We start from the raw sequence: 26,122 nt of genomic DNA, 5'->3' as shown, positions 1-26,122 counted from the left end.
TTTTGCCTCCCTTCATAATATAAAGCAATGGAAGAGAAGTTTTCATTCTCTTCTTATACTACTTCGACTTTCTGCTCTTAACGATCATTCTATCTGAATATTTCTTATGTTTTCTAGTCTTTAAGCCCAAAGCAGGTTTACCCCATGGAGTAAGTGGTCCTGGATGTCCTACAGGTGATTTACCTTCACCACCACCATGTGGATGGTCTACTGGGTTCATGACAGAACCTCTTACAGTTGGTCTCCAACCCATATGTCTCTTTCTACCAGCATTACCCAAGTTAACTATTTCATGAGTTAAATTTGATACTGTTCCAACTGTTGCTCTGCAATCTATTAAAACATATCTCATCTCACCACTTGGTAATCTTAAAGTTGCATATTTGCCTTCTTTAGCCATAAGTTGAGCTGATGAACCTGCGCTTCTTACTAACTGTCCACCTTTGCCAACAGATAATTCTACGTTATGAACAATTGTACCAACTGGTATATTCTTAAGTGGTAATGAGTTTCCTGTCTTTATATCAGCATTAGCACCTGACATTACTTGATCACCAACTTTTAAGTTAGCAGGAGCTAATATATATCTCTTTTCCCCATCAGCATATACAACTAAAGCTATGTATGCTGATCTATTTGGATCATATTCTACAGTTAATACCTTCGCTGGTATATCATCTTTATCTCTCTTAAAATCAATTACTCTATACTTTCTCTTTACACCGCCGCCTCTATGACGAACAGTTATTTTTCCTTGAGCATTTCTACCAGCTTTACTGTTTAAATCAACTAAAAGAGATTTTTCAGGCTTATCTGTAGTTATCTCTTCAAAAGTTGGAACAGTCATCTGTCTTCTAGATGGTGTGGTAGGTTTAAATGCCTTAACTGCCATAACATTTTCCTCCTTTTTTACGCTTATCTGGTTTTCAAACCAATAGTAGCTATACTAAATATTATTACATTCCCTCAAAGAACTCTATAGTTTTGCTATCTGCTGTAAGCTTTACTATAGCCTTCTTGTAATCTGGTCTCTTTCCAACATGTACGCCAACCCTTTTTGTCTTTCCAAGGACTTTCATAGTGTGTACACTCTCAACTTTAACTCCAAATATCTCTTCAACAGCTTTTTTAACTTGTGTTTTATTAGCATCAATGTGCACTACAAAGGTGTATTTTTTCTCTGCCATACTAGCCATGCTCTTTTCAGTTACGACTGGCTTTCTGATGATATCATAATTTGTTAAATTCATTTTGCATACACCTCCTCAATCTTTGATACAGCATCTTTAGTTATGATGAAATTATCATACTTAAGTATGTCATATACATTTATATTGTTAACAGGCATAACAGCTATTCCTTGTATATTCCTTGCTGACTTATATACATTTTCATTGCTATCAGCTGTTACTATAAGAGCCTTTTTAACTTTAAATGCATCTAACATTTTAACTATTTCCTTAGTTTTAGGAGCTTCTACTTCTAAACTATCTAAAACAATGATTTCGTTATCTGATACTTTACTGCTAAGAGCTGATTTAATTGCTACTCTTCTAATACTCTTAGGAACAGATATTCTATAATCACGTGGCTTTGGCGCAAATACTATACCACCATGTATCCATTGAGGTGATCTTATTGAACCCTGTCTTGCTCTTCCTGTTCCCTTTTGTCTCCAAGGCTTTATTCCACCTCCAGAAACTTCAGATCTTGTTCTTGCACTCTGTGTCCCCTGTCTCTTATTAGCAAGTAAAGCAACTACAACTTGGTGCATTGCATTAACATTTATGTCAGCTGCAAAAACATTATCAGCTAATTGTACATCTCCAACTTTTTCTGCTTCCTTATTAAATAATCCTACTGTAGGCATCTCTGTATCCTCCTTTCTTTAAAAGACTACGCCTTTACTGTATTTCTAATAACTACAATGCCCTTATTTGGACCAGGTATTCCGCCTTTGATTAATATAACATTTTTCTCAGGCATTACTTTAACAACTTCTAAATTTAAAGCTGTTGTATTTACGTTACCCATATGTCCTGGCATTTTCTTATTTTTAAATGTTCTTGATGGATCTGAAGAAGCTCCCATTGAACCAACTGCTCTATGGAATTTAGAACCATGTGACATAGGTCCTCTGTTTCCATTCCATCTTTTTATTGTTCCTTGGAATCCCTTTCCTTTAGATACTCCTGAAACATCTACTCTGTCTCCTGCCGCGAAAACATCTGCTTTTATTTCCTGTCCTATTTCATAAGCACTTATATCTTCTAACCTTAACTCTTTTACAAATCTTTTAACAGTAACTCCTGCTTTTGTAAAATGTCCTTTTGCTGGTTTGTTGACTAGTTTTTCTCTCACATCACCATACCCAACCTGTATTGCATCATAACCTTCTTTATCAGTAGTCTTCTTTTGAACTACAACACATGGACCAGCTTCTACAACAGTAACAGGAATAATTTTGCCATTTTCATCAAATATCTGAGTCATACCTACTTTTCTACCTATGATGGCTTTTTTCATTGTTACACCTCCTAAACATATTAGCGGATTGCATGCAATCATAATAGTTTGCTGTTTATATGATTTTTAAAGTTTAATTTCAATATCAACGCCTGCTGGCAAGTCTAATCTCATAAGCGCATCAACAGTCTTTGGCGATGGGTTTATGATATCTATTAATCTTTTATGTGTTCTTACTTCAAACTGCTCTCTTGAATCTTTATATTTATGTGGAGCTCTTAAAATTGTTACTACATCTTTTTCTGTTGGCAGTGGTACTGGACCTGCAACTTTAGCTCCTGATGTTTTAGCAGTTTGAACAATTTTTTCAGCTGATTGATCAAGTATATTGTGATCAAATGCTTTTAACCTAATTCTAATTTTTTGCTTTGACATTAACTTTCCCTCCTTTTCATGTACGCATTACTCCTCACGCACAACAGCGGATGTTCTGTAAACTGTTCCTGGTGTTTCTTCACACTTGACAAAACAGTACACAAAAACCGTCGCCGGGTTCCAGACCCAGACATATTCATCAGGAATTACCCGGAAGTCCGGCAACCTCCTGAATCATCACTGTTATAGCATCACAACTCTTTCATTATATAACATATAGTGATTTTTGACAAGTATATTTTTTGCAAAATACCTTATATTATTTAAATAGGACACACTAAAAGTGTGTCCTAAAAAATATCCTATTCGATTATGCTAGTAACAACTCCAGAACCTACTGTTCTTCCGCCTTCTCTTATAGCAAATCTTAATCCTTCATCCATTGCTACTTGAGTGATTAATTCTACTGTCATATCGATATGATCTCCTGGCATTACCATTTCCATTCCATCTGGTAGTTTGATTGATCCTGTTACGTCTGTTGTTCTGAAATAAAACTGTGGTCTATATCCATCGAAGAATGGTGTATGTCTTCCGCCTTCTTCTTTCTTTAATACGTAAACTTGACCTACAAACTTCTTATGTGGATGTACTGTTCCTGGCTTTGATAACACTTGGCCTCTCTCTATATCTGTTCTCTGTATTCCTCTTAGTAATGCTCCTATATTATCTCCTGCCTGTGCCTCATCAAGAAGCTTTCTGAACATTTCTACTCCTGTTACTACTGTCTTCTTCTTCTCTTCACTTAATCCTACGATTTCTACTTCGTCTCCTACGTGAAGTACTCCTGTCTCTACTCTTCCTGTTGCAACTGTTCCTCTTCCTGTTATTGTAAAGACATCTTCTACTGGCATTAAGAATGCTTTATCTGTTGCTCTTTCTGGTGTTGGTATATAACTATCCACTGCTTCCATTAATTCGTCTATGCATTTTGTTGCTTCTGCATCTGTTGGGTTCTCCAATGCTTTTAATGCACTTCCTACTATTATTGGAATGTCATCTCCTGGGAAGTTATACTCATTCAACAACTCTCTTACTTCCATCTCTACTAATTCAAGCAGCTCTGGGTCATCTACCATATCTGCTTTATTTAAGAATACTACTATGTAGTCAACTCCTACTCTTGATGCTAGTAGTATATGCTCTCTTGTTTGTGGCATTGGACCATCTGCTGCACTTACAACTAATATTGCTCCATCCATCTGTGCTGCTCCTGTTATCATGTTCTTAACATAATCAGCATGTCCTGGACAGTCTACGTGTGCATAGTGTCTATTATCTGTCTGATATTCTACGTGTGCTGTATTTATTGTGATTCCTCTTTCTTTCTCTTCTGGTGCCTTATCTATCTGGTCATATTTTGTTGCTTCTGCATATCCCCTTTTTGCCAATACTGTTGTGATTGCTGCTGTTAATGTTGTCTTACCATGGTCTACGTGACCGATTGTTCCAATATTTACATGGGGCTTATTTCTTTCATATTTTGCTTTTGCCATTATATTTTCCTCCTTAAATCTATTATATAATATCTATAGTTCAAGATATAAAACGTGAATAGACATGTTTTATATCTTAAAAATGCTATTAATTAATTATTTATTACCAACTATTTGTTCCTGAATATTTTTTGGAACTTCCTCATAATGATCGAATTCCATTATGAAAACTCCTCTTCCTTGAGTTCTAGATCTCAAAGTTGTTGCATACCCAAACATTTCTGAAAGAGGAACGAATGCTCTTATAACCTGAGCACCAGCTCTTGGCTCCATTCCTTCAATTCTACCTCTTCTTGAATTAACGTCTCCCATAACATCTCCCATGTATTCTTCAGGAACAGTTATTTCAACTTTCATTATAGGCTCAAGAAGAACTGGATCAGCTTTTGACATCGCATTTTTGAATGCCATTGAACCGGCAATTTTAAATGCCATTTCAGATGAATCGACTTCATGATAAGAACCATCTACAAGTTTTACCTTGAAGTTTATTGTTTCATATCCTCCAACAACACCGCTTTCAGATGCTTCTCTAATACCATTGTCAATAGCTGGAATATATTCTTTAGGAATAGCTCCTCCAACTATAGCATTTTCAAATTCGTACTCACCTTCATGTGGAGTCATCTCTATCCAACAGTGACCATACTGTCCTCTACCACCTGACTGTCTTACAAATTTACCTTCAGCTTTAACAGCTTTTCTGATAGTTTCTTTGTAAGCAACCTGTGGATTACCAACATTACACTCAACTTTAAACTCTCTTTGGAGTCTATCAACAATAATATCAAGATGAAGTTCTCCCATACCTGCTATAATTGTCTGGCCTGTTTCTTGATCAGTATATGTCTTAAAAGTAGGATCTTCTTCTGCAAGTTTAGCTAATGCTATACCCATCTTTTCCTGACCAGCTTTTGTTTTTGGCTCTATAGCTACTTTTATAACTGGTTCAGGGAATACCATACTTTCAAGTATAATTGGCTTATCTTCATCACAAAGAGTATCTCCAGTGGTAGTGTCCTTAAGACCTATAACCGCACCTATATCACCAGCAAGAAATTCATCAACTTCCTGTCTATGATTTGCATGCATCTTAACAAGTCTTCCTATTCTTTCCTTTTTATTCTTTGTAGAGTTAAGTACATAAGTACCACTCTTCATAACTCCTGAATAAATTCTAGCAAAAGATAACCTTCCTACAAATGGATCTGTTGCTATTTTAAATGCAAGAGCTGATAGTGGAACATCATCAGATGTTTTTCTTGTATCTTCTTCACCAGTTTCTGGATCAGTACCTTTAACATCAGGTATGTCAAGTGGTGATGGTAAATAATCAATAATAGTATCGATCATTGGCTGAACACCTTTATTTTTATATGAAGATCCACATACAACAGGAACTATTTCATTTGCTATTACACCTTTTCTCAAAGCAGCCTTTAGCTCTTCTGTAGTTATGTCTTCACCTTCTAAGTATTTCATCATAAGCTCTTCATCTAATTCTGCAATAGCCTCAACCATTTTATTTCTATACTCTTCAGCCTTATCTTTAAGCTCTGGAGCAATTTGCAAAGATTCAGTAGTTGTTCCCAAATCATCAGTATAAACAATCTCAGTATTTGTGATTAAATCTACTATTCCTTTAAAATTTTCTTCTGCTCCGATAGGAATCTGTATAGGAACTGCATTACAGTGAAGTCTGCTTCTTAATGTATCTACACACATGTAGAAGTCTGCTCCTGTAGCATCCATCTTATTAACATAAACTACTCTTGGTACCTTATACTTATCAGCCTGTCTCCAAACCGTTTCAGTCTGTGGTTCAACACCACTTTTTGCATCTAATACTGTAACTGCTCCATCAAGAACTCTAAGCGATCTTTCAACTTCAACAGTAAAATCTACGTGTCCAGGCGTATCTATAATATTTATGCTATAGCCCTTCCATTGACATGTAGTAGCAGCAGAAGTAATTGTAATACCTCTTTCTTGTTCTTGAACCATCCAGTCCATTGTTGCTTGACCATCATGAACTTCACCTATTTTATGAGTTTTACCTGTATAAAACAATATTCTTTCAGTTGTTGTAGTCTTACCAGCATCGATATGAGCCATAATACCTATATTTCTATATTTCTCTAAAGGAAATTGCCTTGCCAATATTATTCCTCCTCTCAATTGAGTAATAAATTTTATAAAACTGCTTCAGCTTTTCAGCCAAAACAGTTTTTTTGCTAATATCTGTAGTGAGCAAATGCTTTGTTAGCTTCAGCCATCTTATGAGTATCTTCTCTCTTTTTAACTGCTGCTCCAGTATTATTTGCTGCATCTAATAATTCATTAGCTAATCTTTCTCTCATGTATTTTTCGCCTCTTTTTCTAGCGGCTAATAACAACCATCTTATTCCAAGTGTTTGTCTTCTCTCAGGTCTTACCTCGATTGGCACCTGATAAGTAGCTCCACCTATTCTTCTAGCTTTTACTTCAAGAAGTGGCATGATATTGTTCATTGCTGTTTCGAATACTTCTAAGGCTTCTTTTCCAGTCTTTTCAGCGATTATCTCAAATGCATCATATGCAATTTTTTGAGCAACCCCTCTTTTACCATCTTCCATTATATTGTTTATAAGTTTTGTAACTACTTTACTGCTATACAATGGATCTGGTAATACATCTCTCTTTGCAATATGTCCTTTTCTTGGCACTTTTCTTCCCTCCTTAACAATTAAAATTTAAGTTCATCGGTACTCGGCCTTGAGGCCGCAAAGTGCTTTGTACTCCATCAAATAATATATTCTATATCTATATAAATGTGAAGACATCGCACCATATTCCTTATAATACTAAGGAATTACTTTTTCTTTGGTTTTTTAGCACCATACTTAGATCTAGCTTGCATTCTATTAGCAACTGCAGCTGAATCCAATGCACCTCTTATAATATGATACCTAACACCTGGAAGGTCTTTTACTCTTCCTCCCCTTATTAACACAACGCTATGTTCCTGAAGATTGTGACCTATACCTGGTATATAAGCTGTTACTTCATATCCATTTACAAGTCTTACCCTTGCAACTTTTCTTAGTGCTGAGTTTGGTTTTTTAGGTGTCATAGTTTTTACTACTGTACATACTCCTCTTTTTTGAGGACTTTCTTTAAGAGCTGGTGCAGTTGACTTTGTTGTGATTGTCTTCCTACCTTTTCTTACTAACTGGTTAATTGTTGGCATTTTTTCACCTCCTTGGATTTAATATAAATCTATTTAAATTTTGTAACTAGCTATTTTGTCCTTTTAATATTAGTGCAGTAGATGCACCAACATTAATGCCGCAAAGTCTTCCTAACTCTTTCATAGAATCTATATATCTAATTTCAACTGACATAGACTCTGCTAATTCAATAACTGGTGTTACGAGCCTTACTTCGCAATCCCTAGCAACATACAGGACTTTACCATTTCCATTTTTCAGTGATTTAGTAGCCTGTTTTATTCCTATAACTTTCTTGCCTAAAAGTCGTTCTACCATCTCACCTAACCTCCATAACTCATTCATAGTGAGACTCATATGAGCCTCACTACTGAATATAAACAGAATTCAAACTAATAAAATCATACAGAATGTATTCTATCATTTATAGTTATTTATGTCAATGCATTATAGGTTAATATATCTTCCTCATGATCTTCTTTTTTCTCAGCATTGTCACTATTAAGCTTTATTGACATATATCTGCTCATACCTGTACCAGCTGGAATAAGTTTTCCTATTATTACATTTTCTTTAAGTCCTACAAGAGGATCTACTTTTCCCTTAATAGCTGCATCTGTCAATACTCTGGTAGTTTCTTGGAAAGATGCTGCAGAAAGGAATGAGTCTGTTGCAAGAGCGGCTTTCGTTATTCCCAAAAGTGATTGTTCACCTTTAGCTTCAACTCCACCGAACTTTCTTACTCTTTCATTCTCTTCTTCAAAGTCAAAGATATCTATCATTGTACCTGGAAGAAGTTCAGTATCTCCTGATTCAGTAATTTTTACTTTTCTTGTCATCTGACGAACTACAATCTCAAGATGTTTGTCATTTATATCAACACCTTGTAATCTATAAACTTTTTGAACTTCAGAAAGCAAGTAATTTCTTACACCATTTATACCCTTAATTCTCATTATATCATGAGGGTTTACAGATCCTTCTGTAATTTCATCTCCTGCTGATACACGATCACCATTAAGGACTTTCATTCTTGAACCGAATGGTATATCATATGTTACTTCCTCACCATCATCAGCTACAACAATTACTGTTCTCTTCTTTTTAGTTTCCTCAAGTTTTACTGTACCTGATATTTCAGTAACAATAGCTAAACCTTTTGGCTTTCTTGCTTCAAATAATTCTTCAACTCTAGGAAGACCTTGTGTTATATCTGCTCCAGCAACTCCTCCTGTATGGAAAGTTCTCATTGTAAGCTGCGTACCAGGTTCTCCGATACTTTGGGCAGCAACTATTCCAACAGCCTCACCAATATTTATTTTTTGTGCTGTGGCCATATCCATGCCATAGCATTTTGCACAAACACCAAACTTAGCTTTACAAGTGAATACAGACCTGATTTTTACTTTCTTTATTCCTGTCTTCTCTATTTTTGCTGCCAGCTTACTATCAATATATTGATTTCTAGCTGCTAGTACTTCTCCAGTATTAGGATCTATAATGTCCTCTGAAGGATATCTTCCAGTCAATCTTTCTGCTAAAGATTCTACTGCTTCATTTCCTTCTTTTATCTCAGCAACTTCAAATCCATCTGGACTTCCACAATCTTCCTGTCTTACGATAACATCTTGACTTACATCAACTAGTCTTCTTGTAAGATATCCTGAATCCGCTGTTTTAAGAGCAGTATCCGCATTACCTTTTCTAGCTCCATGAGTGGATATGAAGTATTCCAAAACATCAAGACCATCTCTGAAGGATGCTTTTATAGGATGTTCCATTATCTTACCTGAAGGACTTGCCATTAAGCCTCTCATTCCGGCTAACTGCTTAATCTGACTCTTAGATCCTCTAGCACCTGAGTCAGCCATCATAAATATAGGGTTAAATCTATCCATGCTTGCCATCAAAGCTTCTGCAACATCCTCTGTTGTCTTAGTCCACTTATCTATTACACCTTCATATCTTTCATCCTCTGATATAAAGCCTCTTTTATATAATTTTTCAATCTTATCAACAGTAGCATCTGCTTCTTCGAGAAGCCTCTTTTTAGCCTCTGGTACTGTCATATCTGAAACAGAAACAGTTATTGCACCTATTGCAGAATAATGGAATCCTTTTGCCTTTATATTATCTAGCATAATAGACGTTTCTGTAGGTCCATGCTGCATATAACATCTATCAATTATTTTACCTAAATTCTTTTTGTCAACTAAGAAATCAACTTCAAGAGCAAGTTCATTACCTGGAACAGATCTATCTACAAATCCTAAATCCTGAGGTATTGATTCATTAAACAGAATTTTACCTACAGTAGTTTTTATAATTCCACTAACTTCCTCGCCATCAATGATTTTACTCATTCTTACATTAATTTTAGCATGTATCTCTATATCCTTAATATCATACGCCATTATAGCTTCATCAGTGGATGAGAAATATCTGCCTTCCCCCTTTGCACCACTTCTATCTATCGTAAGATAATATGATCCTAAAACCATATCCTGAGTTGGTACACAAACTGGTTTTCCATCTGATGGTTTTAATATATTGTTTGCTGCAAGCATAAGAAATCTTGCTTCAGCTTGAGCTTCAACTGATAATGGCAAATGTACAGCCATCTGGTCACCATCAAAGTCTGCATTATAAGCAGTACATACTAATGGATGTAATTTTATTGCTCTTCCTTCTACAAGAATTGGCTGAAAGGCCTGTATTCCAAGTCTATGTAGAGTAGGTGCACGGTTTAAAAGCACCGGATGATCAGCAATTACTTCTTCGAGAACGTCCCATACTTGAGGAGAAACTCTTTCTACCATCCTCTTAGCACTCTTAATATTGTGAGCAACTCCACCTTCTACTAGTTTTTTCATAACAAATGGCTTGAATAGCTCAAGTGCCATTTCCTGTGGCAGTCCACATTGATACATTTTTAATTCAGGTCCTACAACTATAACTGAACGTCCAGAATAGTCAACACGCTTTCCTAGAAGGTTTTGTCTAAATCTTCCTTGCTTTCCTTTAAGCATATCTGAAAGAGACTTAAGTGGTCTATTACCAGGTCCTGTAACAGGTCTTCCTCTTCTTCCATTATCTATTAAAGCGTCCACTGCTTCTTGAAGCATTCTCTTCTCATTTCTTACTATGATATCTGGTGCCCCTAAGTCTAACAGCTTTTTAAGTCTATTATTTCTGTTTATTACTCTTCTATATAAATCATTTAAATCAGAAGTTGCAAATCTTCCACCATCTAGTTGAACCATAGGCCTAAGATCTGGTGGTATTACAGGTATAACATCTATTATCATCCACTCAGGTCTATTTCCTGATTTTCTAAAAGATTCAACTACTTCTAATCGTCTTATTACTCTAACCTTTTTCTGTCCTGTACTACTTTCTAACTCTTCCTTTAGTTCTGCTGATAATCTTTCTAAGTCTATTTCCTGAAGAAGTACTTTAATTGCTTCAGCTCCCATAGCAGCTACAAAAGAAGATTCACCATATTTATCAACTGCTTCTCTGTATTCTTTTTCGTTAAGAATCTGTTTCTTCAGTAATACTGTCTCTTTAGGGTCAAGGACAACGTATGCCGCAAAATATAATATCTTCTCTAGTGACCTTGGAGACATATCAAGAATAAGCCCCATCCTAGATGGAATTCCTTTAAAATACCATATATGAGAAACGGGTGCTGCTAACTCTATATGTCCCATTCTTTCTCTTCTTACTTTTGCCTTTGTTACCTCAACCCCACATCTATCACAAACTATTCCCTTATATCTTACTCTTTTGTATTTACCGCAATGACACTCCCAGTCCTTCATAGGTCCGAATATTCTTTCACAAAACAGACCATCTCTTTCTGGCTTTAAGGTTCTATAATTTATAGTTTCAGGCTTTTTAACCTCACCTCTTGACCATTCTCTTATTTGCTCAGGTGATGCAAGACCTATCTGTATTGCATCAAAATTATTTAATTCAAACAAGGGTTCATCCTCCCTTCATAAATTAATGTTCGTCACCAAAATCATCTAACTCTAAGTTTTCCTGAAAATCATCTAAAGATAAATCTTCATCATCTTCATAATCCAAATCTGTTTCTTCCTCAACGTCTCCGCTATTTAGAAATTCATCATTTGATGCTTCCTGAGTGAATCCTTCAGGTGCTTCAATATTAACATCCAAATCTTCAATATCATCCTCTACTGACTCTTTTATCTTTATTTCTTCATTAGAGTCATTCAAAACTTTAACATTCAAACATAATGCTTGTAATTCCTTTATCAATACCTTGAATGATTCAGGAACTCCTGGCTCTGGTATGTTTTCTCCCTTAACTATAGCTTCATATGTTTTTACTCTACCAACAACATCGTCTGACTTAACTGTTAATATCTCCTGAAGAGTATGAGCTGCTCCATATGCTTCCAGTGCCCAAACTTCCATTTCACCAAATCTCTGTCCTCCAAATTGAGCTTTACCACCTAAAGGCTGTTGTGTTACAAGGGAATATGGACCGGTGGATCTAGCATGTATCTTATCATCAACAAGATGTGCAAGTTTTAGTATATACATGTAACCTACAGTAACTCTGTTGTCAAAAGGTTCGCCTGTTCTTCCATCATATAATACTGTCTTTCCATCTTTATCATACCCTGCTTTTCCCAGACATTCTTCTATATCCTCTTCTGTAGCTCCATCAAACACAGGTGTTGCAATATGCCATCCAAGTTTGCTAGACGCTAAGCCTAAATGAACCTCAAGTACCTGACCTATATTCATACGAGAAGGTACTCCTAATGGGTTCAAGCATATCTGTAGTGGTCTTCCATCTGGAAGAAATGGCATATCTTCTTCTGGTAAAACTCTTGAAATAACACCCTTATTTCCATGTCTTCCAGCCATTTTATCTCCAACAGATATCTTACGTTTCTGTGCAATATAACATCTTACAAGTTGGTTTACCCCTGGAGGTAATTCATCTCCATTTTCTCTTGTAAATACTTTTACATCTACGATTATTCCAGCTTCTCCATGTGGAACTCTTAGTGACGTATCTCTTACTTCTCTAGCTTTTTCTCCAAATATAGCTCTTAATAATCTTTCCTCAGCTGTAAGTTCTGTCTCACCTTTTGGCGTAACTTTACCAACAAGTATATCCCCAGCTCTTACTTCCGCACCGATTCTTATTATACCTCTTTCATCTATATCCTTTAATGCATCTTCTCCAACATTAGGTATGTCTCTTGTTATTTCTTCTGGTCCTAGCTTAGTATCTCTAGATTCAGCTTCATATTCTTCTATATGAATAGAAGTAAATACATCTTCTCTAACAAGTTCCTCTGATATAAGCATAGCATCCTCATAATTATAACCTTCCCAAGTTATGAATCCCATTCTTATATTTCTTCCTAATGCTATTTCTCCTAAATCAGTTGATGGACCATCTGCTAAAACTGTGCCCTTATTTACAATGTCACCCTTAGAAACGATAGGCCTTTGGTTAATGCAAGTTCCCTGGTTAGACCTCTTAAATTTTAATAGTCTATAAATATCTGTCCCGCCGTCACTATCACGTTTTACTTTTATTTCATTAGCGCTGACATGTATAACTGTACCTGCATTTTTAGCTTTAGGCAAAACTCCAGAATCATAGGCAGCCTTAAATTCAATTCCTGTTCCAACAATAGGCGCTTGTGGTTTCAAAAGAGGAACCGCCTGACGTTGCATGTTTGATCCCATAAGTGCACGACTGGCATCATCATTTTCTAGGAACGGTATCATAGCTGTTGCAACGGATACTATCTGTCTAGGAGATACATCCATTAAATCTACGTCCTCTCTAGGCATAACAATAACGTCGTCCTTAGATCTTACTGTAATTTTGCTATCAATAAACCTTCTGTCCTCACCAATAGGTTCATTAGATTGCGCAACTAAATACTGATCTTCCTCATCAGCAGTAAAATACCTTATTTCATTAGTGACAATACCTGTTTTCTTATCAATTATTCTATATGGAGTCTCTATAAATCCATATTCATTCACTCTAGCATACGTTGCTAATGAGTTTATAAGGCCTATATTAGGTCCTTCTGGAGTCTCTATAGGGCACATTCTTCCGTAATGTGAGTTATGAACGTCTCTAACTTCAAAACCAGCCCTTTCTCTTGATAAACCTCCTGGTCCTAACGCTGAAAGCCTTCTCTTGTGAGTTAATTCTGACAAAGGATTTGTCTGATCCATGAATTGTGATAACTGTGAACTACCAAAAAACTCTTTTATAGCAGCTGCTACTGGTCTTATATTAATTAATACCTGAGGAGTTATTCCTTCTTGATCTTGAATGGTCATTCTTTCTTTTACTACTCTTTCCATTCTTGAAAGACCTATTCTAAACTGATTCTGTAATAATTCTCCTACAGATCTAAGTCTTCTATTACCTAAGTGATCTATATCATCAACTGTTCCAATGTCATAAGCTAAACCTATTTGATAGCTTATAGTAGCGTATATATCATCTTTAATTATATGTTTAGGAATAAGTTTAGTTATGTTTTTCTTTATTTCTTCTTTGATAGCCGCTTCTTCACTATTATTGTTTAAAATTTCCATAATAGTTGGGAAATGTACTAACTCTCTGATATTTAGATCGTCTATATTAAATGGCACAACCTTGTGTATATCGACAAAATGATTACCTATTATTCTGATAACTTTGTCTTCTACTTGAATATCTACAGAATTAATTCCCAAATTCTGAATAGTCATTGCCATTTCTCTATCGATTTTTTCACCCTTTTTAACCAATACTTCCTGTGTCTTAGGATTAATAATATCTCCAGCGGATACTTGGTTAGCTATTCTTAAGTTAATAGCTAACTTCTTATTAAACTTGTATCTTCCTACTCTTGATAAATCATACCTTTTTGCATCAAAAAATAGAGAATCTATAAGCGATATAGCACTATCAACCGTTGGTGGTTCACCTGGTCTTAGCCTTTTATATATCTCAAGTAAAGCTTCTTCTCTAGTCTTGGTATTATCTTTCTCAATAGTAGCCTTTAATCTTTCTTCATCGCCAAAGAAACTTACAACATCTTGATCGCTTCCAAGGCCCATAGCTCTGGCTAAAATAGTTATAGGCAATTTTCTGGTTTTATCAATACGCACGAAAATAACTTCGTTTGAATCAGTTTCATATTCAAGCCAAGCTCCTCTATTAGGAATAACTGTAGATGCAAATAACTTTTTACCGGATTTATCTACATTATAACTATAATATACACCTGGAGATCTAACAAGCTGACTAACTATAACTCTTTCAGCTCCATTTATTATAAATGTTCCCTGCTCAGTCATAAGTGGAAAATCACCCATGAAAACTTCTTGTTCTTTTAATTCTCCTGTTTCCTTATTGTACAACCTAACTTTAACTTTCAATGGTGCCGCAAAAGTTGTATCTCTTTCCTTGCACTCCTCAACCGAATATTTAATATTATCCATATCCAGTTTATACCCTACAAATTCTAAAACCAAATTACCGGTATAGTCACTTATTGGGTTTACATCATCAAATACTTCCTGAAGTCCTTCATCTAAAAACCACTGGTATGAATCCAATTGGACTTCAATAAGATTTGGCATATCTGCCACTTCTTTTACTTTAGAGAAACTCATTCTCGTTCTCTTTCCTACTTGGACAGGATGTACCATTAGCTATCACCCCTTGTATATACTTGAATAAAACCTCACTATTAATTAAGCACCTGCATTGCTATATTTTGTTTATTATAATATTATTAACCAAAGGCAGTACCTTTATACATAAATAAAGATAAAAAGCTATAATAGTTAGGTATAATAATGCATTTTATTATATTATCACAACTATTATATAGTGTCAATATAATACTCACAAAAAAGAGGCACTTTTTTTAAAAAAAGTGCCTCCTACCGAGCTATTATTTTATTTCTACAGTAGCTCCAACTTCAGCAAGTTTTGATTTTATTGCTTCAGCTTCATCTTTTCCGACAGCTTCCTTTAATGTCTTAGGAGCACCATCAACTAATTCTTTTGCATCTTTTAATCCTAAACCAGTTATTTCTCTAACAACTTTTATAACTTTAATCTTTTCGCCGCCTGCTTCAGTAAGTACTACGTCGAATTCTGATTTTTCAGCAGCTGCTGGTGCAGCTCCTGCTGCAGCTCCTGCTGCTACTGGTGCAGCAGCACTAACTCCAAATTCTTCTTCACAAGCCTTAACTAAATCGTTAAGCTCTAGAACTGACATTTCTTTTATAGCTTGAATAATTTCTTCTCTTGTCATTAATGACACCTCCAAATTTGTATTTATTATTGTTCTGATTCTTTACTTTTACTAATAGCATCCAAGACACACGCAAATTTTGATATTGGAGCTTTTATGCTGCCAAGGAATTTTGCGATAAGAACATCTCTTGATGGTATTGAAGCTATTACTTGTAGCTTCTCTGAATCATATATCTGTTTTTCTATTATACCAGCCTTTAATTCTAACTTCTTGTGATCTTTAGCGAAGTCATTTAAAACTCTTGCTGGTGCTGTTGCATCATCGTAGCTTATAGCTATAGATACAGGTCCTTCTAAGAATGGCTCTATATCTCCAAATCCAACCTCTTTAGCAGCCAATGTTGTTAAAGTATTTTTATATACCTTATATTCCATACCTGCTTCTCTTAATTTTTTTCTAAGTTCGGTATCCTCTTCAACATTTAAGCCATGATAATTTGCAAGTACAATACCTTGAGCTTTTTCAAATTTCTCTTTAATCTCTTGAACCTTAGCCTTTTTTTCTTGTCTATTCTTATTTTCCACTGAGTCCACCTCCTTGCAAATAATAGTACTTTTAAGAAATAAATAAGGTCTCACCGCAAACACAGAGAGACCAAATAATCATATCGGAACCCTCGGTAGGTTGATAAACGTTACGCCATTACAGCACCTACTGTCTACGGTTAATTGCCATATTTATTTTTCTTAAAATACTTCATAAAGTAAATTTATTAGTTACTCCAATACTTTTACTGGGTTTACCTTTAATCCTGGTCCCATAGTACTTGAAACAACTACAGACTTAATATATTGTCCCTTTGAAGCTGCTGGCTTAGCCTTTATTACTGCATCCATAAGTGCATGGAAATTTTCTACTAACTTTTCAGTAGAAAATGACTTTTTGCCAATAGGAACATGAATTATAGCTGTCTTATCTACTCTATATTCAACTTTACCAGCTTTAATTTCTTCTATAGCTTTCTTAACATCAAATGTTACTGTACCAGACTTAGGATTAGGCATCAAACCTTTAGGTCCTAATACTCTTCCTAGTCTTCCTACAACTCCCATCATATCAGGTGTTGCAACTACTACATCAAAATCAAACCAGTTTTCCTTTTGAATTTTGTCAACAAATTCTTCAGCTCCAACAAAATCTGCTCCTGCAGCTTCTGCATCTTTAGCCTTATCTCCCTTAGCAAATACCAAAACCCTAACAGACTTTCCTGTTCCGTGAGGAAGAACTACTGCTCCACGAACCTGCTGATCTGCGTGTCTTGGGTCAACTCCTAATCTTATAGCTAATTCTATTGTTTCATCGAATTTAGCTTTTGCAGTCTTAAGAGAAAGCTCCAATGCTTCTGCTGGAGAATATAATGCATTTTTATCAATAAGCTTTAAACTTTCAACATAATTTTTTCCCATATTTATCCTCCTTGTGGTATTAACGGTTATACCTCCCACTTTTTTTAAAACTACTATGCATGGATTATTATTCTTCTACTGTTATACCCATGCTTCTTGCTGTACCAGCAATCATACTCATAGCTGCTTCAACAGATGCTGCATTTAAATCTGGCATCTTTGTCTCAGCTATTTGTCTAAGCTGTGCTTTAGTAACCTTAGCAACTTTTGTCTTATTAGGTACTGCAGACCCTTTTTCTATTCCAATTGCTTTTTTTAGTAAAACAGCAGCTGGAGGAGTCTTTAATATAAAACTAAAGGATCTATCCTGATATACTGTAATAACTACTGGTATAATAAGACCAGCATCATTAGCAGTCTTTGCATTGAATTCTTTACAGAATCCCATAATATTAACACCATGTTGACCAAGTGCAGGTCCTACTGGTGGTGCTGGAGTTGCTTTTCCTGCAGGAAGTTGAAGTTTTATCATTCCTGTTACTTTTTTAGCCATGTGTTTACACCTCCTATAAAGTGGTTATACGGGATATTTACCCTCCCACATATTAAAACCTAAGTAAAATTACTAGGTTATTAACATTAATCAATTTTTTCTATTTGGTTAAAATCCAATTCGACTGGTGTCTCTCTTCCAAACATATCTACAAGTCCTTTGACTTTACGCTTTTCGATATTAATCTCTTGTATAACAGCCGCAAAGTTCTCTAAAGGCCCAGATATTACTCTAACTGTCTCATTAACCTCTATATCTATATCTACAGGTCTTTCTGTTATTCCCATGGAAACAACTTCTTCATCAGTAAGCGGAACAGGCTTAGATCCCGGTCCCACAAATCCTGTAACTCCTCTGGTATTACGAACAACATACCATGAATCATCATTCATAAGCATTTTTATAAGAACATATCCGGGAAAAATCTTCTTCTGACTTATCTTCTTTTTTCCGTCTTTTTCCTCTACTACCTCTTCCATTGGTACTTGAATATCAGATACCAATTCCTGTAAGCCTCTATTTTCTATTGTTTTTTCAAGATTTGCCTTTACCTTGTTTTCATAACCAGAGTATGTATGAACTACATACCATCTAGCTCTTTCACTCATATCAATAGGAATAGTCATTCCAAAATACTATTCCTGCCTCCTTTTTGTTGTTATTTACTAAATATCAAGTCAAAGAGGGACTTAAATGCCGAATCTAATACTCCAACATAAACCACATATATTGTGCATAAAACAGCTACTGCTATAACTGCTTTTTTAAACTCGTCTTTAGTAGGCCATGTTATTCTTTTTATTTCAGCTTTATACTCTTTAAAAACATTAATTAATGAAGCTATTATATTCTTATTTGTTCCCTTAGCCTTAACGTCTTTCCCCACAGCCATCTATGACTCACATCCTTAAAATTTATAAAGACTATTTAGTCTCTTTATGAATTGTGTGTTTGTGGCAAAATTTACAGTATTTTCTCATTTCAAGTCTGTCTGGATCATTTTTCTTATTCTTCATTGTGTCATAATTTCTTTGTTTGCACTCTGTGCAGGCCAATGTAACTTTAACCCTCACTGTATTTACACCTCCAAATTTTTGTCTGTAGCAACGGTGTATAACCTATCAATCCATACCACTAGACTAATTTATCACATAATACAATATACTGTCAACATAGTAATACTATATTATTTCTCATAATTATTTCTCATAGGACACACTAAAAGTGTGTCCTAAAAAAACATCCTATTCGATTATGCTAGTAACAACTCCAGAACCTACTGTTCTTCCGCCCTCTCTTATAGCAAATCTTAATCCTTCATCCATTGCTACTTGAGTGATTAGTTCTACTGTCATATCGATATGATCTCCTGGCATTACCATTTCCATTCCATCTGGTAGCTTGATTGATCCTGTTACGTCTGTTGTTCTGAAATAGAACTGTGGTCTATATCCATCAAAGAATGGTGTATGTCTTCCGCCTTCTTCTTTCTTTAATACGTAAACCTGACCTACAAACTTCTTATGCGGATGTACTGTTCCTGGCTTTGATAATACTTGGCCTCTCTCTATATCTGTTCTCTGTATTCCTCTTAGTAATGCTCCTATATTATCTCCTGCCTGTGCCTCATCAAGAAGCTTTCTGAACATTTCTACTCCTGTTACTACTGTCTTCTTCTTCTCTTCACTTAATCCTACGATTTCTACTTCGTCTCCTACGTGAAGTACTCCTGTCTCTACTCTTCCTGTTGCAACTGTTCCTCTTCCTGTTATTGTGAAGACATCTTCTACTGGCATTAAGAATGCTTTATCTGTTGCTCTTTCTGGTGTTGGTATATAACTATCTACTGCTTCCATCAATTCGTCTATGCATTTTGTTGCTTCTGGATCTGTTGGGTTCTCCAATGCTTTTAATGCACTTCCTACTATTATTGGAATGTCATCTCCTGGGAAGTTATACTCATTCAACAACTCTCTTACTTCCATCTCTACTAATTCAAGCAACTCTGGATCATCTACCATATCTGCTTTATTTAAGAATACTACTATGTAGTCAACTCCTACTCTTGATGCTAGTAGTATATGCTCTCTTGTCTGTGGCATTGGACCATCTGCTGCACTTACAACTAATATTGCTCCATCCATCTGTGCTGCTCCTGTTATCATGTTCTTAACATAATCAGCATGTCCCGGACAGTCTACATGTGCATAGTGTCTATTATCTGTCTGATATTCTACGTGTGCTGTATTTATTGTGATTCCTCTTTCTTTTTCTTCTGGTGCCTTATCTATCTGGTCATATTTTGTTGCTTCTGCATATCCCCTTTTTGCTAATACTGTTGTGATTGCTGCTGTTAATGTTGTCTTACCATGGTCTACGTGACCGATTGTTCCAATATTTACATGGGGCTTATTTCTTTCATATTTTGCTTTTGCCATTATATTTTCCTCCTTAAATCTATTATATTTCAAATAAACTTTGCCTGGCGTGTTGTGTATAATGAAGCCCATAACCGGGATTGAACCGGTGACCTCCACCTTACCAAGGTGACGCTCTACCGACTGAGCCATATGGGCATTTCCCAGAGCGGGTGAAGGGAATCGAACCCTCGTAACTAGCTTGGGAAGCTAGCACTCTACCATTGAGTTACACCCGCTTAGCATCTCATAGTACAACAATTAAAAATTTTACTACGCTTTAATTATTTTGTCAATATATAAATCACCTATCATTTAAACATTTTTCTAATTTTCTTTTAACCCTTTGAAGGGCATTATCTATAGACTTAGCTTGCCTATCCAAATCACATGCTATTTCTTGATAAGATTTTCCATCTAGATATGACATAAGAACTTCCATTTCTAAATCAGATAAAACCTGACCTATTTCAGTTTCAATATGTTTCATTTCTTCTTGGCTTATTACAAGTTCTTCTGGATCACACACTTTTATACTTGACAGTATATCTAGCAATGTCCTATCAGATTCATCATCATATATAGGCTTATTAAGCGATACATATGTATTTAAAGGGATGTGTTTTTGTCGGGTAGCAGTTTTTATAGCAGTTATTATTTGTCTAGTTACACATAGCTCGGCAAACGCTTTAAACGATGCAAGTTTATCTGGTTTAAAATCTCTGATAGCTTTATATAAGCCTATCATTCCTTCTTGATATATATCTTCCTTATCCGCTCCTATTAAAAAGTAGGACTTCGCTTTAGCTTTAACAAAAGAATTATATTTATTAATAAGATATTCCTGTGCACCTTTATTACCTTTTTTCGCCTCAATGACTACTTCCTCATCAAGCTTATCACTAAAGCAGGTAAACGTTTTTAACATGCTTCCCCTCTCATCCAAATTATCACCCCACTTATTACAAAGTCTTAATTCCAATTATACTTTCAGAGTATATATAAGTCAAGTAAAATCAATGGTTCCTGCGAATTTTCTCAAGTTTTTCCAATATGTCTTTATCTATCCTTTCTTCCAAAACATTCCTTTGAATAGATGGCATTCCTTCTATTTTCTTCTTTATCGACTTCCTCGCATCTTGAACTTCAAGATGAAATTCCGCGGATGACATTCTCGTCGCGCCTCTTTGAAAAATAACCATTTGCTCCATAGCATCAGATGTAACCACACATATATCCTGATTTTTGCCAATATCATTTACTGATTTTTCAATATAATTATCAGCGGTTTCATTCTCTTTTGTGAAGACTACAGTTATCCCACTTACTCTTTCTTTACTTCCTAGGTTACCTTGTAATTTATGTCCGTCAAAAACAAGAACCAGCTTATATCCTTTATATGCAGCATATTCCTGCAACATTTCAATCAACTTCTGCCTAGCTTTTTCATAACTGTACTTTTTTATATCATTTAACTCGGGCCAAGAATTAATTACATTGTATCCATCAACAAAAATTATTCTCACTTCTACCCTCTAACTAAAATAACTATTTTAACCTGCTTTTAAGTACTTCATACATCATTATGCCTGCAGCTACAGAAGCATTAAGAGAATTTATCTTTCCTGCCATTGGTATCTTGACTAAAACATCACATTTTTCCTTTGTAAGTCTGGATATGCCTTTACCTTCATTGCCTACTACCAGTGCAACAGGCCCATTAAGATTTACTTTATCACTTGAGACACTGCCTTCCATATGGCATCCATATACCCATATTCCTTTGCTTTTAAGATTATCTATTGCTGAATTTACATTTGTAACCTTAGCTATCTTTATGTATTCTACAGCCCCAACACTGGATTTATATACAGAAGGTGTAACTCCAACATTTCTTCTTTTAGGTATTACTATACCATGAGCTCCAAATATTTCAGCAGATCTAATTATAGAACCCATGTTATGCGGATCCTCTATTTCATCTAATATTATTATGAATGGATCTTCTCCTTTTTCTTCAGCAACTTTTAATATATCCTCGAGCTCACAATATGAGTATGGTGTTGTCTTAGCTACTACACCTTGATGACTGCCTTGACCGCATAATGCATCAAGTTTTCTCTTATCTACCTCTTTTATTACAATATCTTTTTCCTTAGCCAAAGCGTATATTACATTTATATTTCCTTCTCTCTCGCCTTTAGCAATTAAAATACTTTCTATAGTCTTACCACTTTTAATTGCTTCAATTATTGCATTCCTTCCTTGTATGATATTCTCATCAATATAATCCTTTTCTCTTCTATCTGTTTTATCATTTTTATTCTTTGAGTATCTACTTTTACTATCGTCCCACGCCATTCTTATCTATCTCCTTTTCATCATCCTGCTGATTGAATATTATATCTATAAGTTCCTCTATTCTTTTATAATCACCAATAATATAAAGATATCCCATAAGTGTTTCAAAACCAGTAGCAACTCTATATTCTGTAACATTAGCATTTTTAGGTACAGTTGGTGATTTTGCATTTCTGCCTCTTTTATACATCATATTTTCTTCATCATTCAAATGAGCTTCTAGTACTTTCATGAATGAACTCTGTGCATGTGCTTTAACATAACTTATAGCTTTAACATGTAATTTATGAGCAGACAACTCACTATTCTCAAGTATTAATTTCTTTCTTACAACAATTTCAAAAACTGCATCTCCTATAAAAGCTAAAGATAATGGATTCATTCTTCGTGCTTCATTTTTAGTCAATAACTTATCAAAATAATTATTAATCAATTTATAACTCCCAATTTTCATTAAAATATATATTTATGTTGCATATGTTTATCAATTTGCTGATAACATGTATTCTAATTATATCACTTCTAATCTCATTAACTCTACAACTTTCTTAATTATTATAGCTTCTCATCCTTTATAATATTAATAGTATATCTTACCTTATACAGCATCAACAAGAACAAAACGCTTCCTGAGCCATATCTTCCACCTAATGAATAAATAAACTGCAGTCTATTTATCACTGCAGTTATCTAATTTAATATGCCTTACCCCAATATAGCATATATTTTGCCTTTTTACCGCAACATACACATGTATTGCTTATTGTTTCCTGTTCAAATGGAATACATCTGGAAGTGGCTGCTGTCTCATCTTTTATCTTATCCTCGCATTCTTTTTCTCCGCACCACATAGCTTTAATAAATCCGGGTGTCTTTTCTATTTTTTCTTCAAACTCTTTCATAGTCTTTACCGCATAAGTATGCTCATCTCTGTTTTTTCTAGCCCTCTGTAGCATATCTCTTTGTATTTTATCTAATAAGTCTATTATAATTTCCTCTGTTTTATCTAAAGAAACAGTCACCTTTTCCAATGTATCCCTTCTCACAAGTATGCATTGATTATTTTCTATATCTTTAGGTCCTATTTCAAGTCTCAACGGTACACCTTTCATCTCATACTCCGCAAATTTCCAACCCGGCATCTTATCAGTCTTATCAAGTTTAGTTCTTACAATGCTTTTAAGTCTTTTATTTAGTTCATCTGCTTCTTCTAGAACACCTGCTTTATGTTGTGCGATAGGGACTATTACCAACTGAATAGGTGCTATCTTAGGAGGTAAAACTAATCCATTATTATCTCCATGAACCATTATTACAGCGCCTATTAATCTTGTCGTCATACCCCATGAAGTTTCACTTACATATTGTAATTTACCATTTTTATCAGTATATTGTATGTTAAATGCTTTAGCAAAATTATCTCCAAAATTATGCGAAGTACCTGTCTGGAGTGCTTTTCCATCATGCATAAGACTCTCAATGGTATAAGTAGCTTTAGCTCCCGCAAATTTTTCTTTATCAGTTTTTTGACCTTTTATTACCGGTATAGCAAGTACTTCTTCACAATGTTTGGCGTAAAGATTAAGCATTCTTATTGTTTCTTCTTCAGCTTCTTCAGCAGTAGCATGTACAGTGTGACCTTCCTGCCATAAGAACTCAGTAGTTCTCAAAAACGGTCTTGTAGTTTTCTCGCATCTTACTACAGAACACCATTGATTATATAATTTAGGTAAGTCATTATATGATTGAACTATCTTAGAATAATGTTCACAGAATAAAGTTTCTGAAGTGGGTCTTACACAAAGTCTTTCTGACAGTTTGTCTTCTCCGAAATGTGTAATCCATGCAACCTCTGGCGCAAAACCTTCTACATGATCTTTTTCTTTTTTAAGTAGCGATTCAGGAATAAACATGGGCATATATACATTCTCATGTCCAGTTTCCTTAAATCTTCTATCGAGATCTTTCTGTATATTCTCCCATATAGCATATCCATAAGGTCTTATTATCATGCATCCTTTTACTGTGGCATAATCAATCAGCTCTGCTTTCTTAACAATATCTGTATACCATTGCGCAAAATCCTTTTCCATGTCAGTTATTGCTTCAACCATTTTCTTACTATTCTTAGACATTAGTATTTCCTCCAAACATCATATATTAATAATTATCATTGATTTAAACTAATCTATGATTTGTTATACAATGAAAAATCCGCCCACTTTTTAGGGGCGAATTTAATCATGGTACTTACTAAGTTGTAACTCATATATTAACGTATTTGCCGACATTAAACTTTCGATAAACTACTTTGAACATGCATCTAATACTATAAATTGTTCTGTTACAACTATTTATACAATTCTGCGAAATTAATTTGCTCGTTCTAACGCATCCTTCTGTTTAGCAAATATCATTCTGCCTGCAGCCGTCTGAAGAACTGATGTAACAATAACATCTATTGTGGCACCCATAAATTTTCTTCCACCCTCAACTACTATCATTGTACCATCATCAAGATATGCTATTCCCTGTCCTGATTCCTTGCCATCCTTTACAATCTGTATCGTCATTTCTTCTCCTGGAAGAACTATGGGCTTTATTGCATTAGCTAGTTCATTTATATTTAATACGCTCACTCCTTGAAATTCAGCAACTTTATTTAAATTATAATCATTAGTTATTACTTTGCCATCCATACTTTGAGCTAACTTTAATAATTTATTATCCACTTCTGCTATATTAGGAAAGTCCTTCTCGCTTATTATTACATCTAAATCCAATTCCTTTTGTATCTTATTAAGAACATCTAATCCTCTTCTTCCTCTATTACGTTTAAGTCCATCTGCCGAATCGGCTATGTGTCTTAGTTCTATAAGTACAAAATTAGGTATTACGAGTGGTCCTTCAATAAATCCAGTTTGGCAGATATCAAATATTCTTCCATCAATTATTACAGAAGTATCTAGAACCTTTGGAGGGGATTTTATAGCGGCTTTGGCTTTCTTTTCTTTCCCCGTACCTATCTTTTTTATATTAAAAAAGATAGGTATTATATCGTCTCTCTTTTTAATAGCTATATCAGCGCCAATAATCCCCATTAGCAAATTAACAATTAGTGATATTAGAATACCTATATATGGTATTCTATTTAAAACGTTTGTTATAAGTGATGCAATAATAAGTCCTACAACTGCACCGATGGTACCAAATAAAATTACATTAGCAGGTAACTTCTGTATACTTTTTTCAATGTGATCAAGCATTTTCTTCATTACGTTATTTATTATTGGTGTTATTAAAAACATTATAGCGGCAACAAATAAAGCTAAAAATAATAGCAGCAATACTGAGTCTACCGAATTATCCTTGAAGTATTTTAAATTTTTTAGATAATCAGTTTTTAATAATATGGTACCTAATATAAATCCAATAATAAGTCCAATAACGGTATATATTCCTCTCAATACTCTTCTTAACATATTTACACCTCCTCAATATTTATC

Annotated in this window: 26 protein-coding genes, 2 tRNA genes and 1 other annotated feature; all 28 genes read right to left on the bottom strand. The window is 34.9% G+C overall.

Features of this window, described 5'->3' with window-relative positions:
• Window positions 1-58 precede the first annotated feature (58 nt).
• The gene (rplB, locus tag CLORY_RS13410) at window positions 59-892 is read right to left on the bottom strand and encodes a 50S ribosomal protein L2 (RefSeq protein ID WP_079425279.1); all 834 of its coding nucleotides are present in this window, start codon (window positions 890-892) and stop codon (window positions 59-61) included.
• A gap of 64 nt (window positions 893-956) precedes the next feature.
• A complete protein-coding gene (gene rplW, locus CLORY_RS13405; protein WP_079425277.1) occupies window positions 957-1,250 on the bottom strand; it encodes a 50S ribosomal protein L23 in 294 nt (97 codons plus the stop codon).
• On the bottom strand, window positions 1,247-1,870 hold the full coding sequence (gene rplD, locus CLORY_RS13400; protein ID WP_079425275.1) for a 50S ribosomal protein L4: 624 nt from the start codon (window positions 1,868-1,870) through the stop codon (window positions 1,247-1,249). Before rplD ends, rplW begins: the two co-directional genes overlap by 4 nt.
• Window positions 1,871-1,896: 26 nt before the next feature.
• The gene (gene rplC / locus CLORY_RS13395; protein ID WP_079425273.1) at window positions 1,897-2,526 is read right to left on the bottom strand and encodes a 50S ribosomal protein L3; all 630 of its coding nucleotides are present in this window, start codon (window positions 2,524-2,526) and stop codon (window positions 1,897-1,899) included.
• Window positions 2,527-2,592: 66 nt separating this feature from the next.
• The gene (gene rpsJ, locus CLORY_RS13390; RefSeq protein WP_079425271.1) at window positions 2,593-2,901 is read right to left on the bottom strand and encodes a 30S ribosomal protein S10; all 309 of its coding nucleotides are present in this window, start codon (window positions 2,899-2,901) and stop codon (window positions 2,593-2,595) included.
• A gap of 302 nt (window positions 2,902-3,203) precedes the next feature.
• Window positions 3,204-4,397 (bottom strand): elongation factor Tu, encoded by a 1,194-nt coding sequence (tuf, locus tag CLORY_RS13385; RefSeq protein ID WP_079425270.1) that lies wholly within the window; start codon window positions 4,395-4,397, stop codon window positions 3,204-3,206.
• Between the two features lie 96 nt (window positions 4,398-4,493).
• The gene (gene fusA, locus CLORY_RS13380; RefSeq protein ID WP_079425267.1) at window positions 4,494-6,557 is read right to left on the bottom strand and encodes an elongation factor G; all 2,064 of its coding nucleotides are present in this window, start codon (window positions 6,555-6,557) and stop codon (window positions 4,494-4,496) included.
• Window positions 6,558-6,631: 74 nt separating this feature from the next.
• The gene (gene rpsG, locus CLORY_RS13375) at window positions 6,632-7,102 is read right to left on the bottom strand and encodes a 30S ribosomal protein S7 (RefSeq protein WP_079425265.1); all 471 of its coding nucleotides are present in this window, start codon (window positions 7,100-7,102) and stop codon (window positions 6,632-6,634) included.
• 146 nt (window positions 7,103-7,248) lie between these two features.
• Entirely contained in the window at window positions 7,249-7,626 is a 378-nt protein-coding gene (gene rpsL, locus CLORY_RS13370; protein WP_079425264.1) for a 30S ribosomal protein S12, read from the bottom strand.
• Between the two features lie 46 nt (window positions 7,627-7,672).
• The gene (locus tag CLORY_RS13365; RefSeq protein WP_079425262.1) at window positions 7,673-7,924 is read right to left on the bottom strand and encodes a ribosomal L7Ae/L30e/S12e/Gadd45 family protein; all 252 of its coding nucleotides are present in this window, start codon (window positions 7,922-7,924) and stop codon (window positions 7,673-7,675) included.
• Between the two features lie 116 nt (window positions 7,925-8,040).
• Complete coding sequence (gene rpoC / locus CLORY_RS13360) at window positions 8,041-11,592, bottom strand: DNA-directed RNA polymerase subunit beta' (protein WP_079425260.1); 3,552 nt, start codon at window positions 11,590-11,592, stop codon at window positions 8,041-8,043.
• A 22-nt stretch (window positions 11,593-11,614) separates the two neighbouring features.
• The gene (gene rpoB / locus CLORY_RS13355) at window positions 11,615-15,322 is read right to left on the bottom strand and encodes a DNA-directed RNA polymerase subunit beta (RefSeq protein ID WP_079425259.1); all 3,708 of its coding nucleotides are present in this window, start codon (window positions 15,320-15,322) and stop codon (window positions 11,615-11,617) included.
• A gap of 248 nt (window positions 15,323-15,570) precedes the next feature.
• Window positions 15,571-15,936 (bottom strand): 50S ribosomal protein L7/L12, encoded by a 366-nt coding sequence (rplL, locus tag CLORY_RS13350; protein WP_079425257.1) that lies wholly within the window; start codon window positions 15,934-15,936, stop codon window positions 15,571-15,573.
• Between the two features lie 26 nt (window positions 15,937-15,962).
• Entirely contained in the window at window positions 15,963-16,463 is a 501-nt protein-coding gene (rplJ, locus tag CLORY_RS13345) for a 50S ribosomal protein L10 (RefSeq protein ID WP_139376038.1), read from the bottom strand.
• A gap of 31 nt (window positions 16,464-16,494) precedes the next feature.
• Window positions 16,495-16,621 (bottom strand) — a sequence feature (ribosomal protein L10 leader region).
• 34 nt (window positions 16,622-16,655) lie between these two features.
• A complete protein-coding gene (gene rplA, locus CLORY_RS13340) occupies window positions 16,656-17,345 on the bottom strand; it encodes a 50S ribosomal protein L1 (protein WP_079425255.1) in 690 nt (229 codons plus the stop codon).
• Between the two features lie 67 nt (window positions 17,346-17,412).
• Window positions 17,413-17,838 carry a 50S ribosomal protein L11 gene (gene rplK, locus CLORY_RS13335; protein ID WP_079425253.1) on the bottom strand — a complete coding sequence of 142 codons (426 nt, stop codon included), beginning with the start codon at window positions 17,836-17,838 and terminating at the stop codon, window positions 17,413-17,415.
• Window positions 17,839-17,924: 86 nt separating this feature from the next.
• Window positions 17,925-18,446 (bottom strand): transcription termination/antitermination protein NusG, encoded by a 522-nt coding sequence (nusG, locus tag CLORY_RS13330; RefSeq protein WP_079425372.1) that lies wholly within the window; start codon window positions 18,444-18,446, stop codon window positions 17,925-17,927.
• 50 nt (window positions 18,447-18,496) lie between these two features.
• Window positions 18,497-18,730, bottom strand: a complete 234-nt coding sequence (gene secE, locus CLORY_RS13325) for a preprotein translocase subunit SecE (RefSeq protein WP_079425251.1) — start codon at window positions 18,728-18,730, stop codon at window positions 18,497-18,499.
• Between the two features lie 31 nt (window positions 18,731-18,761).
• Window positions 18,762-18,911: a 50S ribosomal protein L33 gene (rpmG, locus tag CLORY_RS13320; RefSeq protein WP_079425249.1), complete on the bottom strand. Its 150-nt coding sequence runs from the start codon at window positions 18,909-18,911 to the stop codon at window positions 18,762-18,764.
• A gap of 171 nt (window positions 18,912-19,082) precedes the next feature.
• The gene (gene tuf, locus CLORY_RS13315) at window positions 19,083-20,276 is read right to left on the bottom strand and encodes an elongation factor Tu (RefSeq protein ID WP_079425247.1); all 1,194 of its coding nucleotides are present in this window, start codon (window positions 20,274-20,276) and stop codon (window positions 19,083-19,085) included.
• A 65-nt stretch (window positions 20,277-20,341) separates the two neighbouring features.
• Window positions 20,342-20,414 (bottom strand) — tRNA-Thr (locus CLORY_RS13310).
• Between the two features lie 9 nt (window positions 20,415-20,423).
• Window positions 20,424-20,494: transfer RNA gene (locus tag CLORY_RS13305), tRNA-Gly, on the bottom strand.
• Between the two features lie 65 nt (window positions 20,495-20,559).
• Entirely contained in the window at window positions 20,560-21,183 is a 624-nt protein-coding gene (gene sigH, locus CLORY_RS13300; protein WP_139376037.1) for an RNA polymerase sporulation sigma factor SigH, read from the bottom strand.
• Between the two features lie 88 nt (window positions 21,184-21,271).
• Window positions 21,272-21,781 (bottom strand): NYN domain-containing protein, encoded by a 510-nt coding sequence (locus CLORY_RS13295; protein ID WP_079425243.1) that lies wholly within the window; start codon window positions 21,779-21,781, stop codon window positions 21,272-21,274.
• Between the two features lie 22 nt (window positions 21,782-21,803).
• Entirely contained in the window at window positions 21,804-22,616 is an 813-nt protein-coding gene (gene rlmB / locus CLORY_RS13290) for a 23S rRNA (guanosine(2251)-2'-O)-methyltransferase RlmB (RefSeq protein ID WP_079425241.1), read from the bottom strand.
• Window positions 22,600-23,046, bottom strand: coding sequence for a Mini-ribonuclease 3 (locus tag CLORY_RS13285; RefSeq protein ID WP_423236524.1), 447 nt, complete (start codon window positions 23,044-23,046; stop codon window positions 22,600-22,602). Before CLORY_RS13285 ends, rlmB begins: the two co-directional genes overlap by 17 nt.
• 265 nt (window positions 23,047-23,311) lie before the next feature.
• The gene (proS, locus tag CLORY_RS13280) at window positions 23,312-24,751 is read right to left on the bottom strand and encodes a proline--tRNA ligase (protein ID WP_079425237.1); all 1,440 of its coding nucleotides are present in this window, start codon (window positions 24,749-24,751) and stop codon (window positions 23,312-23,314) included.
• 237 nt (window positions 24,752-24,988) lie between these two features.
• Entirely contained in the window at window positions 24,989-26,098 is a 1,110-nt protein-coding gene (locus CLORY_RS13275) for a PIN/TRAM domain-containing protein (protein ID WP_079425235.1), read from the bottom strand.
• Between the last annotated feature and the right edge of the window lie 24 nt (window positions 26,099-26,122).

Source organism: Clostridium oryzae (assembly GCF_002029235.1).
Lineage (GTDB): Bacteria > Bacillota > Clostridia > Clostridiales > Clostridiaceae > Clostridium_AE > Clostridium_AE oryzae.
The sequence above is the reverse complement of the archived record's forward strand: the minus strand, read 5'-3'. Positions and strand labels throughout refer to the sequence as shown.